The 17,510-nt window shown below is 38.6% G+C and carries 16 protein-coding genes; 12 read left to right on the forward strand and 4 right to left on the reverse strand.

Annotated features, from left to right (window positions below; all coding sequences use genetic code 11):
* Positions 1–8: 8 nt before the first annotated feature.
* From MQE36_RS13895 to MQE36_RS13915, 5 genes are all read left to right on the forward strand, one after another.
* Positions 9–1,043 (forward strand): DUF4421 family protein, encoded by a 1,035-nt coding sequence (locus tag MQE36_RS13895; protein WP_242936579.1) that lies wholly within the window; start codon positions 9–11, stop codon positions 1,041–1,043.
* Between the two features lie 86 nt (positions 1,044–1,129).
* Positions 1,130–1,990: a hypothetical protein gene (locus MQE36_RS13900; RefSeq protein ID WP_242936580.1), complete on the forward strand. Its 861-nt coding sequence runs from the start codon at positions 1,130–1,132 to the stop codon at positions 1,988–1,990.
* Positions 1,991–2,134: 144 nt separating this feature from the next.
* Positions 2,135–2,515 carry a DoxX family protein gene (locus tag MQE36_RS13905; protein WP_242936581.1) on the forward strand — a complete coding sequence of 127 codons (381 nt, stop codon included), beginning with the start codon at positions 2,135–2,137 and terminating at the stop codon, positions 2,513–2,515.
* A gap of 169 nt (positions 2,516–2,684) precedes the next feature.
* Positions 2,685–3,155 (forward strand): hypothetical protein, encoded by a 471-nt coding sequence (locus MQE36_RS13910; RefSeq protein WP_242936582.1) that lies wholly within the window; start codon positions 2,685–2,687, stop codon positions 3,153–3,155.
* 324 nt (positions 3,156–3,479) lie between these two features.
* Positions 3,480–5,006: a carboxypeptidase-like regulatory domain-containing protein gene (locus MQE36_RS13915; protein ID WP_242936583.1), complete on the forward strand. Its 1,527-nt coding sequence runs from the start codon at positions 3,480–3,482 to the stop codon at positions 5,004–5,006.
* 28 nt (positions 5,007–5,034) lie between these two features.
* On the opposite strand, the gene holA is transcribed toward MQE36_RS13915, so the two are convergent.
* Complete coding sequence (gene holA / locus MQE36_RS13920) at positions 5,035–6,036, reverse strand: DNA polymerase III subunit delta (protein ID WP_242936584.1); 1,002 nt, start codon at positions 6,034–6,036, stop codon at positions 5,035–5,037.
* Positions 6,037–6,122: 86 nt separating this feature from the next.
* On the opposite strand from holA, the gene MQE36_RS13925 reads away from it, so the two are divergent.
* From MQE36_RS13925 to MQE36_RS13935, 3 genes are all read left to right on the forward strand, one after another.
* Positions 6,123–6,566: a type I restriction enzyme HsdR N-terminal domain-containing protein gene (locus tag MQE36_RS13925; protein WP_242938856.1), complete on the forward strand. Its 444-nt coding sequence runs from the start codon at positions 6,123–6,125 to the stop codon at positions 6,564–6,566.
* Positions 6,563–7,576, forward strand: coding sequence for a glycosyltransferase family 2 protein (locus tag MQE36_RS13930; protein WP_242936585.1), 1,014 nt, complete (start codon positions 6,563–6,565; stop codon positions 7,574–7,576). Before MQE36_RS13925 ends, MQE36_RS13930 begins: the two co-directional genes overlap by 4 nt.
* Before the next feature lie 70 nt (positions 7,577–7,646).
* Positions 7,647–8,486: an OmpA/MotB family protein gene (locus tag MQE36_RS13935; RefSeq protein ID WP_242936586.1), complete on the forward strand. Its 840-nt coding sequence runs from the start codon at positions 7,647–7,649 to the stop codon at positions 8,484–8,486.
* A gap of 103 nt (positions 8,487–8,589) precedes the next feature.
* Here MQE36_RS13935 and MQE36_RS13940 read toward each other — a convergent pair whose 3' ends face one another.
* Together MQE36_RS13940 and MQE36_RS13945 are read right to left on the reverse strand one after the other, a co-directional pair.
* The gene (locus tag MQE36_RS13940) at positions 8,590–9,210 is read right to left on the reverse strand and encodes an L-threonylcarbamoyladenylate synthase (RefSeq protein ID WP_242936587.1); all 621 of its coding nucleotides are present in this window, start codon (positions 9,208–9,210) and stop codon (positions 8,590–8,592) included.
* A 22-nt stretch (positions 9,211–9,232) separates the two neighbouring features.
* Positions 9,233–11,560, reverse strand: a complete 2,328-nt coding sequence (locus MQE36_RS13945; RefSeq protein WP_242936588.1) for an ATP-dependent helicase — start codon at positions 11,558–11,560, stop codon at positions 9,233–9,235.
* Positions 11,561–11,824: 264 nt separating this feature from the next.
* Between MQE36_RS13945 and MQE36_RS13950 the strand changes: the two genes are divergently transcribed.
* From MQE36_RS13950 to MQE36_RS13965, 4 genes are all read left to right on the forward strand, one after another.
* Entirely contained in the window at positions 11,825–13,102 is a 1,278-nt protein-coding gene (locus MQE36_RS13950) for an amidohydrolase (protein WP_242936589.1), read from the forward strand.
* Positions 13,103–13,106: 4 nt separating this feature from the next.
* On the forward strand, positions 13,107–14,672 hold the full coding sequence (locus MQE36_RS13955) for an FMN-binding glutamate synthase family protein (protein ID WP_423242464.1): 1,566 nt from the start codon (positions 13,107–13,109) through the stop codon (positions 14,670–14,672).
* Between the two features lie 142 nt (positions 14,673–14,814).
* Positions 14,815–15,582, forward strand: a complete 768-nt coding sequence (locus MQE36_RS13960; RefSeq protein ID WP_242936590.1) for a hypothetical protein — start codon at positions 14,815–14,817, stop codon at positions 15,580–15,582.
* Between the two features lie 79 nt (positions 15,583–15,661).
* On the forward strand, positions 15,662–16,174 hold the full coding sequence (locus MQE36_RS13965) for a DUF7935 family protein (protein ID WP_242936591.1): 513 nt from the start codon (positions 15,662–15,664) through the stop codon (positions 16,172–16,174).
* Between the two features lie 400 nt (positions 16,175–16,574).
* Here MQE36_RS13965 and MQE36_RS13970 read toward each other — a convergent pair whose 3' ends face one another.
* Complete coding sequence (locus tag MQE36_RS13970) at positions 16,575–17,498, reverse strand: patatin-like phospholipase family protein (protein WP_242936592.1); 924 nt, start codon at positions 17,496–17,498, stop codon at positions 16,575–16,577.
* Positions 17,499–17,510: the final 12 nt, after the last annotated feature.

Here is a 17,510-nt window from a genome sequence, read left to right on the forward strand (position 1 = left end):
TTTTGATTTTGAATAAATTACTATTACACAGTATCGTCTTGTTATCTCTTTCTCCTCTTTTCGGACAAGACACAGAAACAAAACAAGATACTTTTCCTGTGATCTCTTATTATGATAAGATCATGTTTAAAGCCAACGTTGATACACGTGCCGATAGTTATTTTAGTAAAAGAAGCACTCCTAATCAGGAAGAATTAGGTATTATGAATAATAATTCACTTCGGACATTCTTTATTCTTAATTACAGGTTTTTAAGCGTCAGCTTTGGATTTTCTCCAAAATTCCTGCCGGGAAATGATGATGATGACCTCAAAGGAGCATCTTCCTTCAATGATCTAAAATTCAGACTCTTCTTTGGTAAATGGATACAAGAGCTGCATTATAGCAAAGTAAGTGGCTTTTATGTTACCAATACCGACGATTTTTTACCGGGCTGGCAAGAAGGTGTCGATCCGTATATTCAACTTCCCGGTCTTTCAATTACCTCTTGGGGAGGCACTACCGGATATGTTATGAATCCCGAATATTCACTTAAAAGTATATACTTTCAAACGGAATGGCAAAAAAAGAGTTCCGGATCATTAATTCCCTCGGTAAGTTACTATTATGATCACTACGCTGTCAGAGGCAAGGAATTCACGAACATTAGCAGTGTTGAAAATATATTCACACTCAGCGCTGCCATGTCGTATTATTATACCTGGGTAATCCACAACCGATGGTACATTGCCCCCTATGCAACTACATTAACAGGTGTTAAATTCTCAAATTATAAACCAGACAGGAGTAATAATCTCTATACAGAAAAAAACACTTACTTTTCCATGGCTATTGAAGGTGGCCTGCAAATCGGATATAATGCTCCTCGATTTTTCCTGGGCACTGCATTCAATTTAAACTCCAACTGGTATACCTCAGGTTCAAAAAACAACAGGCTTATAAACGACAAAATATACGGATTAGTGTATATCGGATACCGGTTCAATGCCCCGGAATTTATTAAAAAGACCTTCAATAAGGTTCATGACAAAACCGGGATATAGACTAAAAAAAACATAAAACACTTCAAATCAAACAGTTATTTTCCATAACTTTAAGTCAATCAACATAAACCAATCACAATCAAGTTATGAAATCCTCTAAACATTTTTTCCTGTTTTCAATATTGTTTTGTTTTGTAAATACTGTTATCCATACTCCGGTTTACGCTCAGGACAAATCAGATGTGATAACCATGCTCAATGGCGAGCAAAAACAAGGAAAAGTAATCAGTATTTCTGAGAATAGTATAAAATTTAAGTACACCGGTGAAGATCTCGAATATGAGATTCCCAGAAAGGACATCCACAAAATAGATTTTTCCAGCGGTCGGACAGAAATTATCAACGCTATGGTCTCCCCTGCTCTCAAGGCTATAAGCGCTTCGGAAAGAAAAGGAAAATTAGCCGTATTGCCCTTTAGGGTCGTCAGCAACGAACCCTCTATTTCCCCTGATGCTATGGGAATTCAAATACAAGAAGACTGTGCAGTCATTTTCAAGGAAGAGATTCTTCAGGGTATTGTTGTACAGGATCCGATGAATACCAATGCCCTGTTAGCGCAGAACAATCTTGATGCATCCAATATAGCTGTAAAACCGCCGAAAGACCTGGCAGAACTCCTGGGTGTTGAATACGTTGTATTTGGTTCATTCGATGTAAATCAAAAAGGAACCCGCTCATATGGTACAAATATTACTTCATACAAGGACAAAAGAAAAAAAGACTACGATAGATCCAAAAGCGAAAATAAGGGTCGGGAAATAGCTACCAGCACCGGTACTACTACTATAGAATACGATGCCAAAATAGGGATTAAAATATATAATGACCAAGGCAATAATATCTATACGGATTCGAGAGATCCCTTTGGTAATAATCTTGACGTATACCACTCAGGTTTAAAATACATGATTAAAAGGTGTCCGTTCGGAAGCAAAGCAAAGCACTGATTTAATCCTCCATACCTAAAATGAAACAAACAACAAACCGAAGCTGTTATCGGGATTAAATCCCGCTTATCGAGTAAACTTATTGGATATCTCTTCTGCTTTCCTTCTACATTTTGTTACTTTTAGGAGCTAAAACAGTCTAATATGAGAAACTATACAAATATAGGTTTAACGGTTCTGAGAGTTGGGATTTCCCTTTTAATGATGACCCACGGGTATGGCAAACTGCAAATGTTATTATCAGGAGAAGAAATTCAGTTTATGAGCTTTATGGGATTAAGTCCCACGATTTCCCTGATCTTAACCATTATCGGAGAGCTGATCGCTCCTATTTTCATTATTATAGGATTTAAAACCAGACTGGCATCCCTTTTTCCTGTCGTTACTATGGCTGTTGCCGCTTTTATGGTACATGGAAATGACCCGCTGGCAAAACAGGAAATGTCTTTACTCTACCTTATTGCTTTTATAGCCATCGGATTATTAGGAGCCGGTAAATTCAGTTTAGATGGAAGAAAAGTTTAGAACTTCCCTGCTGACATAACACAAGAAGGTATTGGAAAAGCCTTAGTACATTTTATTAAGGCAAAGCAATGTACCTGTATCAACCAAATAGTAAACTGTTTAAAGACCTTTGTAAAAAAGTGCTTTTTTTTCATTAAATTATAGGTGTCACATTTATAAAACTAAAAAAATGAAAAAGATCACCTTACTTTTACTAAGCCTCATGTGTACTTCATTGATGTTGGGTAGTATCGCTTTAGCTACTGATAGCACATATCAGGAAAAATGGAAAACACTGGCGCAAAACAAACAGTATATTGAAGCTGCAAGTGAGTTACTGTTTCTGATGAATTCGGATGACACCAGAAAAAAAACGGTAGATTACTGGAACATCGGACAAATGTATGCGATGGCCAATCAATATGACAAGGCCGTATTTTATATGAAAAAATCTGTTACCGATTATTCTGATAAACAATGGACCTGGTATTGCAAAGGAACCATAGCCTTTTTAGAAGGTGATAAGCAAAAATTAGCTTTGTATGCCACAAATCTAAGTGAAGATCCGACAGATTATTATGCTCCCAATGTAAAAATTCTCGATATGCTTTTGGAAAATTATGGAAAACCTTATGAACAAGCATATACAGGTAAGTTTTAATTAACAGGATCCCTGATACCATAAGTCATTATTGATTTGTGGTATTTTTTTGCTTTTTATACTGCGATTTATGTTCAAACCGTAAAACATGCTACCCCGTAAATTCATAGCTGTCCATCCCGGAGCAAATTCTCAAAACATTACAAGACTCGTTAATTTGGACGTATTATGAATACCGATAGCTCTTGAATACGACACTTCTCCTTAAAAACTGTTAAATAGTAGGTGATAATGTTAATTAGTTATAAATCCAAGCTAAGGAAATATTAAAGCAGATACAACTTCGTATGTAATATTTTATTTTCAAACCATAAAATCAAACATATGAAATCATTTTACCACCTGTCTTTTATTTTCTTCATTGGTCATTTTACCTTTGCTCAACAAACCGTCACAGGTAAAGTCATAGACAGCCTGAACAGAAAACCTGTCCCCTTTGCTACCATTTCAGTAAATAAAGAAACAGGCATTATAAGTTCAGAATCCGGCCAATTCACTTTTTACTTGCCCGATAGTACCAAAGCGCACGATTCATTATATATAAGTTGTTTGGGATATCAGGAGAAAGCGATGCTGCTTCGCGACTTCAATGACTCAATTATCGCATTAAAACCTAAGGATATTGAGCTCGATGAAATTGTCCTCTTAAATAAAGATTATACTATCGATGAAATCATAACACGGGTTAAAGACAGTCTTGAAAAGAATTACGATCACAATTTCCTGAAACAAAAACTTTTTGTACGGAGTTCTTATTATACCGATATAGAAAGAAAAGAAGCAAAACTAACGAAAAGCTCCATTCCTGAATTTAATCAACGGTTTGTAGACAGCCTGGTAAATGCAGTCCCGTCGCACAGCTCACATCATTCAGAGGTGTTGGGTGAGTTTTACGGTAAGATAGCTGACGAAAACTTCCAGGCAAAACTAGATATCATAAAGGCTTCCCGTCTTTATGATAAGAACAATGAAATGTCTGTAAAGGCTATCACGGAAAAACTACAAGGTATCGTTAAAAAAAGAGTTAAGAGAGACTCTTACTTTAAAATCAAATCAGGCCTTATCGGCACTAAAACAGAAATCGACTCTTCTTTTTTTGGCGATGGAGACAACCAACAGCTAAAAGATGCACAAGCTGCTTTGGAAGAACAACAAAAACGGGAGAAAGATCGAAAAGAAAGGTTCTTGCAGTTCAGGAAACAGGCCATCACCCGGTTGCAGCACAAGAGTTTCATTTTTGAAGGAGCTGACCTGAATTTCATTCATAAGGATCGAAAATATGAGTTTCAGCTGGAAAACCTGACAACGCTACACGATTATACGGTATACAAGGTTTCATTCATTCCAAAATATAGTGCCGATTATAAAGGCACCATCTATATTAATGCAGACGATTTTGCCGTTATAAGAGTTGATTATGAAAATGTAAAACCGTTACGCAGGTTCAGCTTACTGGGAGTTTCCCTAAACCAATATTTACATAAAGGAACCCTGCTTTACGAAAAAAACAGCAGAAACAAATACATTCTGAAATATGCCGAAGAAACAGAAGGACAAAGGGTAGGTTTTAAACGTCCCGTTAAAATTATCGAAAAAAACAAACATGTTAAAGGCCGAAGAAAGCAAAACGAAATTGCCAGTGACCTGAACTTTGTTGTAAGAAATACCGATAAAACTGAAATGATTGTATTTGAAAATACCCCCATCGAAGAAGCCCTTTTCAATAACTTTAAGGAGAAACCGGATGCAGTTCCCCAATACCTGTCGAAATACGATCCGGCCTTTTGGAAAGGTTATAATATTATCGAGCCAAATGAGGCCATTAAGAAGTTTAAAAGTACGGCAGACTAGGCATCGTTTACAGGAAAAACATTTAAGGCTATGCCATTATCTTTACCAACAATTCCTTTAACAGATCGGCCTGGGTCAAATTAGCTCCTACCCCCTTCCCTTTCACATCAATTTCCCGAAGGTGAGAAATAATCATACTCACCTTCTTCATCGGATAGTTTCTTGCTGCTGCCTGATATTCTCCGACAAAATAAGGGTTGATCTTTAAAGCTGCTGCCACACTCTTTTTGGAATGGTCGGTCAACCCATGATACTGCAATAACTGGGAAAAGAAATTATGCAACAATGAAACGGTAACAACCAAAGGGTTGTCCTTTGGGTTTTGAGTAAAATAACTTATAATCCTTGTCGCTTTTAAAAAATCCCTGTCCCCGACAGCCTTTCTTAATTCAAAATTATTGTAATCTTTACTGATCCCTATGTTTTCCTCAATGATTTCTGGCGTGATCTCCGTACCCCCGGGCAATATAATCTGTAACTTTTCGAGCTCATTATTGATACGCCCCAAATCCGTTCCCAGAAACTCCACCAGCATTTGTGAGGCTTTTACACTAATGCTGTAATTCTTACCGGCCAGCACCCTCCTGATCCAATCCGGCACTTGATTCTCATAGAGCTTTTTAGATTCAAAAAGAGCATCGGCCTTTTTTAAAGCCTTATAGAGTTTTTTCCGTTTATCAATAGTTTTATATTTATAACATATAACCAATACCGTTGTCGGTTGGGGATTCTCGATATACCCTTCAAACTTTTCTATGGTCCTGCTCAGCTCCTGAGCCTCTTTTAGGATAACCACCTGCCGCTCTGCCATCATAGGAAAACGCTTGGCATTAGAAACCACTTCTTCTACCGATACATCACGACCGTAAAGCACCATCTGATTAAACCCTTTTTCTTCTTCAGATAACACATTACTTTCTATGTATTCGGCAATCTTATCTATATAATAGGGTTCCTCACCCATTAAAAAATAAATGGGCCTGATATCTCCTTTTCGTATGTCTGTCACTATCTGTTTAACCTCTTCCATTAAAAAGTATTATGATTAAAACAAGTCCTGAACAATTACAATATTTTATGTTGTGTAATCTGCCAGGTAATTTGCATATTTGCCTGATGCAAAAACTGAACCTTCCAAAATATGACTTTCGCTTCAAAAGTAGCGAAAATAATATCCAGATCTTCGATGAGATTCGCAAAAAATTTGTGGTGCTTCAACCGGAAGAATGGGTTCGGCAACACATTGTTCAGTTTTTGATCCGGGAAAAAAAAATCCCCAAGCAACTTATAAACGTAGAAAAATCGTTAAAAATCAACGGCTTAAACAAGCGATATGATGTGATTGTTTATCACCCCGACGGAACTATTAACGTGGTTGTCGAATGTAAAGCCCCTTCTGTTAACATTACGCAGGAAACTTTCGATCAGATAGCCAGATATAACCTGACGCTTAAAGCAGACTTTTTAATGGTGACCAATGGTTTAAGGCACTATTTTTGTAAGCTGGATTATGAAAATGAACACTATATTTTTTTAAAAGATTTACCTGAATATCATTGAATAAAGATCTCCAAATAGCTGTTGTAATTCTAAACTGGAACGGAAAATCCCTTCTGGAACAATTCATACCTTTTGTTTTAAAATATTCCGAAAGAGCAACGGTGTATGTAGCAGACAATGCATCGGAAGATGGATCAATCCCCTTCCTAAAGCGGTCGTTTCCTGAAATCAATATCATCGCCAATATGGAAAATGGCGGATTTGCCAAGGGATATAACGATGCCCTTAAACATATTGAAGCAGACGTATATTGCCTTTTAAACTCCGATGTTGAAGTCACTGAAAACTGGCTTGAACCTTTTTACCATTTATTTGAGAAGGATGAAAAAGTCGCTATCGCCCAACCAAAGATTCTTGATTTTAAAAAAAGATCATATTTTGAGTATGCCGGTGCTGCCGGAGGTTTTTTAGATATGTTCGGATATCCTTTCTGTCGTGGCAGGGTTTTTCAAACACTGGAAGAAGATAACGGGCAATACGATGATATTAAGGAAATTTTTTGGGCAACCGGAGCCTGTATGTTTATAAGAAAACACATTTTTGATACTTTGGGAGGTTTTGACGAAGATTACTTTGCTCACCAGGAAGAAATTGATCTGTGCTGGAGAGCACAGAACAGAGGTTATAAAACCGTTTATACAGGTACTTCTCATATATTTCATGTCGGAGGAGCCACCCTGAATAACATGAACCCCAAAAAGACCTTTTTAAACTTCAGGAATTCATTGTATTCATTGACCAAGAATTTACCTCTGTCGAGAGTTTTTCCTTTAATTCTTTTGCGCCTGGTTCTTGACGGTATAGCAGCAGTGCGCTTTTTATTTCAATTTAAATTGCAGCACCTCTATGCAATATTCAGGGCTCATATGAGTTATTACTGGAACCTTCCGAACTTATTGAAAAAAAGACAGAAATTGTATGGTTATAAAAAATACCATGCATGCACATCCATAGTATGGTCCTATTTCGTAAGAAAAAGAAAACACTATAGCAGTTTAGTAAAAGATTAACGATAAACTCCTATTTTGTTTTAACATATTTTAATATTTTTGGTTGAACTTTAAATTAAGCATGTTAGTTATGAAAAAAATTCTTTTTTACGGTTTAGGATTAACCGTATTATTAAGTTCTTGTGTGTCTCAAAAGAAATATACGGAGTTAGAGACCAAGTACAAGGAGTCACAAGACCTTTTAAATTCTGCAACAGTTAAATTAAATTCTTGTCTAGAAGAAAAATCTTCATTAAATAGCCAGATTGCAAGACTTAGCGAAAGCAATAAAGACCTTATTAACCAAATTGGTAATTTCACAGACCTGACTAAAAAGGGTGCTGAGAACTTAGAAAAATCTTTGGAAAGTCTTCAGGAAAAAGACCTTACCATCAGAAAACTCCAGGATGCTGTTACGCGCAGGGATTCAGTTAACCTGGCATTGGTACAGAGCTTAAAAGGAGCTTTAGGAAACCTCGATGATGAAGATATCGAAATCAGCGTTGAAAAAGGTGTGGTTTATGTTTCTATCTCTGATAAGTTATTATTCTCCAGCGGTAGTACTAAAGTAACTGCAAGAGCAAGAGAAGTATTAGGAAAAGTTGCTACTGTAGTTAAGAACAAACCGGACTTCGAATTTATGGTTGAAGGTCACACAGATAACGTGCCAATCGCTACAGCCAGCGTTAAAGATAACTGGGATTTAAGTGTGTTAAGAGCGACTTCAGTTGTTAGAATTTTACAGAATGACTTTGGTGTTGCCCCTGCTAGAATGACCGCAGCCGGTAGAAGTGAATACATTCCTGTAGCTGACAATTCAAGTAAAGATGGCAGAGCGAAAAACAGAAGAACCAGAATCGTTGTGCTTCCTAAGCTGGATCAGTTCTACAACATGATCGAAGAAGGAATGAAAGATCCTAAAATCAACTAATCGGTTGAATAAAAAATATAAAAAAGGCTTCGATGTAACTTCGAAGCCTTTTTCTATTACAATTATTTACGGGTTGTTCTTTTTGTTTTGTGAAAGTTATTGCCTATAAAATATCAAGCGAGCCCTTTCCTTCCCTAACAACTATTACTTCCTCTTCTGATAGGTCGATAACAGTTGAAGGCACATTATCTCCATAACCGCCATCAATTACAACATCTACCAGGTTGTCCCACTTTTCTATGATAAGCTCGGGATCTGTAGTATATTCCAATAACTCATCTTCATCGTGAATTGAAGTCGAAACAATCGGATTCCCCAGCATTTCTACAAGTTCTCTGGCTATACTATTATCAGGAACCCTGATTCCGACAGTCTTTTTTTTCTTAAAGTCTTTTGGCAGGTTATTACTTCCCGGTAAAATAAAAGTATAAGGTCCCGGCAATGCCCTTTTCAATATCTTGAACGTAGGCGTATCTATCTGACGAACATAATCGGATAAATTACTCAGGTCGGCACATATAAATGAAAAATTAGCTTTTTCAAGTTTCACCCCTTTGATACGGGCTATTTTTTGCAACGCCCTGGAATTTGTAATATCGCAGCCCAAGCCATATACCGTATCTGTCGGGTATATAATCAACCCTCCCTTCTTAAGGATTTCAACGACCCTGGCTATCTCCCTGGGATTAGGGTTCTCTTCATAAATACGAATTAACTCGGCCATAATTATAAAGTATAATATAAAATCAATCCAACACTTCCAATTTAGCAAACCTTAAAAGCAACTTCTTCACACTGCCGTTATCAAACTTTATTTCAGCCTTTTTATCATTGCCCACACCTTCAAGTTTGATAATACAGCCCCTGCCAAATCTCGTATGCGCTACTTTACTGCCTTCCGATAAGTTTTGAGCAATATTATTACTGGCGACAGGCTGCCCCAGATCAGGTTTTAACTTCCTTAACTTCCTCAACTTTTCTTCATTCGGCCTTGGCACTGATGGCGGTGTTCCCGATACAGGTTTGGTCTGCCTGTATTTGCTTTTATCCACCTCTCCAAAAATATCAGAATCAACCATAGGCCTGAACCTGTATCCCGAATCTAACGGTGGGGTTAAATATTCCAGGAAAACATCATCTATTTCCTCTATAAATCTGCTGGGTTCGGCATCTATCAGCTTTCCCCAACGATATCTGCTTTGCGTGTAGGTCAGGTATGCTTGTTTTTCAGCACGGGTAAGTGCTACATAAAATAACCGCCGCTCCTCTTCTAATTCACTTCTGGTGTTTAAACTCAGTGCCGATGGGAACAGATCCTCTTCCATACCGACAATATATACATTCGGAAATTCAAGTCCCTTTGCCAGGTGAATTGTCATTAAGGCAACCCGATCGTCATCTTCATTATCATTGTCCAGGTCCGTAGCTAAGGCAACATCTTCTAAAAACTCAGTAAGTGCCCCTGTAGCCTCATCAATTTCTTTCTGTCCTTCGACAAAATCTTTTATACCATTCAGTAATTCTTCAATATTATCAAGCCTGGCAATTCCCTCAGGAGTACCATCTTTTTTCATTTCCCTGATAAGTCCGGTTTTCTTTATGATATGGTCCGTAAGCTCAAACGCATTAGCACTGTCGTTCATAACCTGAAAACTCCGTATCATGGTTACAAAATCTTCTAAACGCTGTTTTGTCGGATTGTTCAGTTTCAGGTCTATCTTCCTAACGTGTTCCATCACCTCAAAGATAGATCTGTTGTAATGTTTGGCTGCCACTATCAACTTATCTATGGTTGTGGCTCCTATCCCCCTGGCAGGATAATTGATAACCCGCTTCAGGGACTCTTCGTCTTTTGGGTTTATTACTAAGCGTAAATAGGCTAATACGTCCTTAATCTCTTTACGCTGGTAGAATGATAACCCTCCATAGATCCTATATGGAATATCGCGTTTTCGAAGAGCATCCTCTATAGCCCGAGACTGCGAATTGGTTCTATAGAGAACTGCAAAATCTGCATTAGACAGCTGGCGTTGCATTTTACTCTCAAATATAGAGGAAGCGACAAAACGCCCCTCTTCAGAATCGGTAACAGAACGATGCACCTTGATCAAAGGGCCATCTTCATTTGCGGTCCACACCGTCTTGTCCAGCCTGCTCTTATTCTTCTCTATAACGGAATTGGCCGCTTTAACAATGTTATTCGAAGAACGGTAATTTTGCTCCAGGCGATAGACCTCCACCCCATCGTAATCCTTCTGGAAATTAAAGATATTATTAATGTTCGCGCCCCTGAACGCATAAATACTTTGCGAATCGTCTCCTACAACACAAATATTCTGGTACCTGTCGCTTAATGCCCTGACGATCAGATACTGCGAATGATTGGTATCCTGGTACTCGTCTACCAGGATATACTTGAACCTCTCCTGATATTTCGCCAAGACTTCAGGAAATCGGGTCAACAGCTCATTGGTTTTTAACAACAGGTCATCAAAATCCATTGCTCCGCTTTTAAAGCAACGGTTACAATACTCCTCATAAATCTCCCCGATTCTCGGCCTTTTGGCCATAGCATCAGCCTCTTGTAAATCTGAATTATTAAAATAGGCCCGGACAGTTATCAGGCTATTCTTAAAAGAAGAAATACGATTCTGGATCTGTTTGTATTTATAAATATCCTTATCAAGCCCCATCTCTTTAATAATCGCTGCAATAAGCCGCTGCGAATCCTGAGCATCATAGATGGTAAAATTACTGGGGTACCCCAGTTTGTCACTTTCTATCCTGAGTATTTTTGCAAAAATTGAATGAAAAGTCCCCATCCATAAGTTTTTTGCCTCACTGGCTCCTACGATCTGGGCTATCCTATGCTTCATTTCTCTCGCCGCCTTATTGGTAAAGGTAAGCGACAGAATATGAAAGGGATCGACCCCCTGTTCCATCAGGTAGGCTATCCTGTACGTAAGTACACGTGTCTTTCCGGATCCAGCTCCGGCAATAACCATAAGTGGTCCGTCTTTATGCAATACAGGCGCTTTCTGCGCTTCATTTAACTCTGCTATATACTGTTCCAAAGCCTTTTATCTTGTATCATTAATCAAACCGTGAATTTAACCATAAAGAGGCTATTATTAAAGTTCAATCCAAATATTTATAAACATCTTTTTAAAAATCCTATCTTTAAAAGAAAGAACCCTCAAAAAGAGTAAACTACCTCGGTGCAAGCACACAAGGCATTGGTCGGAAACAAATTTTAATTTCGAGGCAAGCCTCGGGGTATTATACCCTTTGGCGGTGCCAATAAAATGCTACCAACTTATCAACCAATTAACAAAAACATGAAAGCTTTGTTATTTATCATGGTCTTATTTGGTATTTCTACCATGACAGCACAATCTGAACAGATTGAAAGGGATATTGAAAACATCGAGGAAAAAATAATTGAATGGCGAAGGTACTTTCATAAACACCCCGAACTTTCAAACCGTGAATTCAACACCGCCGGTAAAATTGCCGGACACCTTAAAAGCCTGGGACTCGATGTACAGACCGGAATTGCCAAAACAGGTGTCGTAGCAGTACTGAAAGGGAAAAAACCGGGAAAAGTAGTGGCTTTACGTGCCGATATCGATGCACTGCCTGTTACAGAACGGACCGGAATTCCGTTTAAATCTGAAGTAACAACCACCTACCTAGGGAAAGAAACCGGTGTTATGCATGCCTGTGGCCATGACACACATATCGCTATCATGATGGGCGTTGCTGAAGTATTGAGTAAAAACAATGATTTTGCCGGAACGGTTAAATTTATTTTTCAACCGGCCGAAGAAGGTGCCCCTCCCGGAGAGGAAGGAGGAGCAGAACTCATGGTCAAAGAAGGGGTTTTAAAATCTCCTGATGTTGATGCAATTTTTGGCTTGCACATAGGTTCTTACTTAAATGTCGGACAGATCATTTATAAGCCCGGCGGGATAATGGCTGCGGCGCAACGCTTTGTCATCAAAGTTAAGGGGATACAGGCACATGGCTCCTCCCCGTGGAACGGAGTAGACCCTATCCTTGCTGCATCAAAAATTGTCGATGGACTCCAAACCATTATAAGCAGGGAAATGAAATTAACTGAAGAGGCTGCCGTAATCACTATCGGTAAAATAAGTGGAGGGGTTCGAAATAATATTATTCCCGAAGAAGTCGAGCTTATCGGCACCATCAGAACATTAGATTATGACATGCAAAAAATACTAAATCAACGAATGAAGGAAATGGTTCTGGCTATAGCCAAAGCATACAGGGCGGAAGCGACCATAGAGATTGCGAGTGGACTGCCGATAACTTACAATGACCCGGAGTTAACTGCCCGGATAATTCCCAGCCTGCAAAAAGCAGCAGGAAAAGAAAATGTAAATCTGACCAAGGCAGTAACAGGCGCTGAAGATTTTTCTTTTTTTCAAAAAGAAGTTCCTGGTTTTTATTTCTTTTTAGGAGGAAAGCCCGTAGATTTACCTTCGGAAAAAACAACACAACACCACACACCTGACTTTTACATTGATGAAAGCGGTTTATTGTTAGGTGTAAGATCATTTATAAATATAGTTTACGATTATTTAGGAACTTAATTATATGATAAACACAGTTATTCTATTTCTTGGCAGCATTCCCTGGTGGGGTTGGGTATTAATTATCCTTTTTATTATTGCCATCCGCGATATCTTTGTGCAACGTTCGCATACAATCAGCCACAACTTTCCTATTGTGGGGCATATAAGGTACATGCTCGAAAGTATCGGCCCCGAACTAAGACAGTATCTGGTAGCTAACAACAGAGAAGAATTGCCTTTTAACAGAATTGAACGGGGTTGGATATATGCTTCCGCCAAACGTGAAAATAATTATGAAGGTTTTGGTACTGACAGAGATATTTATGCACAACAATATATCTTTATCAATAATGCCATGATCCCTTATAAACTCCCTGAAGGGCACCCCAACAAAACCGATTATTCATTTGTCCCCTGCGCAAAAATAATGGGAGCATACCACAATAGAAAAAGACCTTATCGCCCTGCTTCCGTTATTAATATCTCTGCAATGAGTTTTGGCTCTTTGTCTGCAAAAGCCGTAGAATCAATGAATCTCGGAGCTAAAAAAGCAGGAGCATACCACAATACCGGTGAAGGCGGACTCTCTCCCTACCATAAAAAAGGTGCCGATGTTATTTTTCATATAGGTACAGGCTATTTCGGGGTAAGAGATGATGAAGGGAATTTTTCTATGGAAAAACTCAAAAAGCTGGTCGATGAGAATCCTTGTGTCAAGGCTATTGAAATTAAACTGTCGCAAGGCGCAAAACCGGGAAAAGGCGGTGTATTACCCGGAAAAAAGATCTCAAGAGAAATAGCGGAAATCCGACACGTTCCCATAGGCAAAGATGTTTTATCACCTCCAAACCACTCTGTATTCAATAATGTAAATGAATTGGTTAATTTCTTAGAAGAAGTAGCCCATGAAACAGGCTTACCGGTGGGCATCAAGGCAGCAATAGGAAAACTCGACGAATGGAAAGAGCTTGCGAAGATTATGAAAGAAACCGGCAAAGGTCCTGATTTCATTACCGTAGACGGTGGTGAAGGTGGTACAGGTGCTGCTCCGCCAAGTTTTGCAGACCATGTTTCCCTGCCTTGGGTATACGGCTTTAGTGATGTATATCGTATTTTTAAAAATTACGATATCGCCGATCACATCGTATTTATAGGCAGTGGTAAATTAGGCTTTCCTGCACGGGCCGCAATGGCTTTTGCCATGGGGGTAGATTGTATAAACGTTGCCCGGGAAGCTATGATGAGCATTGGTTGCATACAAGCACAGGTATGCCATACGAACCGGTGCCCGGCCGGTGTGGCCACCCAAAACAAATGGCTGCAAAACGGTATCGATGTACCGCTTAAAAGCGATCGCCTGTTCTCTTACTTTAAAACTTTTAAAAAAGAATTACTCGAGATAACTCATGCTTGTGGTTATGAACACCCCTCTCAATTTACAATGGATGATGTTGACGTAAGCCTGGGTGATAAAAATATGACCCAGACGCTGGCGGCGGCATATAATTACAATAAGCAAAAAGTTCCGTTTGACGGGATGCAACGGTTAAAAGAATGCCCGTATTTGGGTGGTACACACAAAGCGTAGTTTTTACAATGTTATAAACACCACAAAAAACATCATTATACACATATGCTACAATTAAATTCAACAGGATGTGTGTGCATTACTTTTTAAAAATTGATACATTGCGTCGATTTTAAATTTCTCACAACTTAATACCTATACGATGAAGTATTTTTTACCTACTCTAACTTTACTTTTTTTAACAACAGGTGTATTGGCTCAAAGCAGAAAAGACCTTAAAGATCAGGTAGAATCTTTGAGTAGTAAATACGACTCTACATCCACCCTGCTCGCCAAGACCCAAAGAGATCTTGGAAGTGCCGAACGTAAAGTTCAAAACCTCGATGCACAAGTAACCCAGCTGTCTGAAAGCAACAAAGAACTGCTGAATAATATGAATAAGTTTCTTTCAGCATCGACTCAGCAATCCAATAGCATGAATAAAACATTAAAAGCACTGGAAAGCAAGGAAGCTCAGCTAAAAGGGCTCCGAGACACTTTCAGTTCAAACGACTCTATCGCACTTATTGTACTTACTGATTTAAAAAAATCCTTAGGGGAGAACGCTCAGATCGGAGTACAGAATGGAGCTATCACCGTTCTGACCAATAACTCCTTTTTATATGGAGCAAAAGCAGGTAGCAACAAAATAGAAACTGCCGCCAAAGAATTCTTAGGAAAAATAGCTACCGCAGCCAAAAAACATAATGGATTGATCATTTCTGTTGAAAATAGCGGTAATGATCTCAATGTAAATGCATCAAGAGCTGCTGCAATGACCCAATTATTTAAAGATGATCTCGAAATGCCTGCTGGAGATATCATAGCCACAATAACTGCCGAAGAAAAAGACCTGACGACCATACGTATTCATCCGAAATTTGATGCCTTCTATTTATGGGTCAGAGAAAATATTAAAAACGGGAATTAAACTGTCCGATTTCTTTTATTTGTGCAAACAATTTTTACTTATTTTCGTTTAAGGTTCGTCAAAAAAACCACTGATCACCATGGAAAACTTAATCTTTTATGTAATTGCCTGTACGGTACCGGCTATTGTTACCGGGGCTATAGCATATTACTTTTTTAAACTGCATACAAAGAACGAAGAAGGCAGGAGAAGGTACCTGATTCAAAAAGAAGCTCAAAAAAATGCCATGCCGATCCGCCTGCAGGCGTACGAGCGGATAGCACTGTTTTTAGAAAGGATCAGCCCTGCTAAATTGCTTACCCGTACCGTACCTGATTCTGCAGATAAAAATGAATATGAAGGCCTCTTGATAAGATCTATAGAAAGCGAGTTTGACCATAATATCGCACAACAGATCTATATGAGTGATGAATGTTGGAGTATTGTAAAAACTGCCAAAAATGCAACCATTCAATTAATCAGAAAAGCCGGTATGCAAGCCGAAACAGCCAACAAGCTAAGAGAAGCCGTTCTGAACGAGCTATTGGAAAAACAGCCTCCTTCCAATGCAGCACTGGCATATATTAAAAAAGAAGTTGAAGAAATGTGGTAATACCATATGACAAAAATGAAGAGGGTGTCTAAAAAGAGGCAAACGTTGTCGGTTTGAGCATTACCTGAAATGAAAGTATATAGCGTAGCTGCCCAGAATTATTTCTGCCTGATTATCAACAGGTTTCAACTTTAGTTGATCCTGAGCGATTGCCGAAAGGCCCAACCTGACATTTAGTAATTATAAGATTTTTCCAGACATCCTCCTTCATAATACAATCCATCGTGACAAGCCCGGGGTATACCCTTCTGAATGATTATGGCCGGACATGTTGTTAAACGATAAAATTAAAACTGTTCAACACAAATCACCTGAAATTACTTTAAGAATATTTCAAAATACCAATCACCACAATTTTACACACAGTTCTATAGATTTACGCTCATTTGCTGAGCAATACTCACCCGGCTAAGTCTATTTTTTTAATTCCCTGCTTTTTCTCTGCTTCCAATCGTTCTTTAGCATAGCCAAAACCTTGTTTCCACCACTCTTTCATAAGCTCTTTATTAAAATACAGTGAGTTATCTGTAAGTCTTTTAGGCGTATAAAAGGTCCGCAGCTTTACGTTTTTATTCATTGCTGCCAATTTTCCTTCTACAATATCATGGTATTCGAGCTGGTCCAGGACAAACGTATATAAATTGACCATTAGTGAAAATGGATTTTTTCCAAGCACCTTGTTATACTCCATATTTTCAGTTTCGAGAATTACAGCATCCACCTCTGTAGCCCCCCGTTTTATGGCTTCCCTGATCGGCACCACACTTCCAAAACCTCCGTCTGCATATTCACAACCATCTTTACTGGCTAAAGACATAAAAGGAATGTAGTTACAGGATATCCAGATCCAGTCACAAAAATCGTCATATCCAAAATCTTTTATCGACTTATACTCGACCCTGTTCTTAGATAGGTTGCTTACCGTCACAACAACATCTTTATCACTGTCCTTTAATTTTTTAAATGCCTCAGGCGATAAATTGCGCTTTATGTTTTTTCTTAGGTTTTTACTTTCTCCAAAAGTTCTTTTTCCCTTTATCAACTGCCACAAAACGTTTATATGGTTCATGGCAACATACTCTTTATCCCCTTTCTTTCTTATAACAAATGGGTTGTTACTGAAGATCTTGCGTTGTGTAACCGTGGTATAAATATCATATAGTTTTTCTATGTCGCGATTTGCCAGATGTGGTATTATAAGACTCCCTGTCGAGGTTCCCACATAAAGGTCGTAATCCTTTTGCTCCACTTCCATTAAATATTGTGCTACTCCCCCGGCAAAAGCTCCTTTACTTCCTCCTCCGCTTATTACTAGTGCTTTCATATTGGTTTGTTT

Origin of the sequence: Zhouia spongiae (genome assembly GCF_022760175.1) — a bacterium.
In the GTDB taxonomy this organism is placed as follows: domain Bacteria; phylum Bacteroidota; class Bacteroidia; order Flavobacteriales; family Flavobacteriaceae; genus Zhouia; species Zhouia spongiae.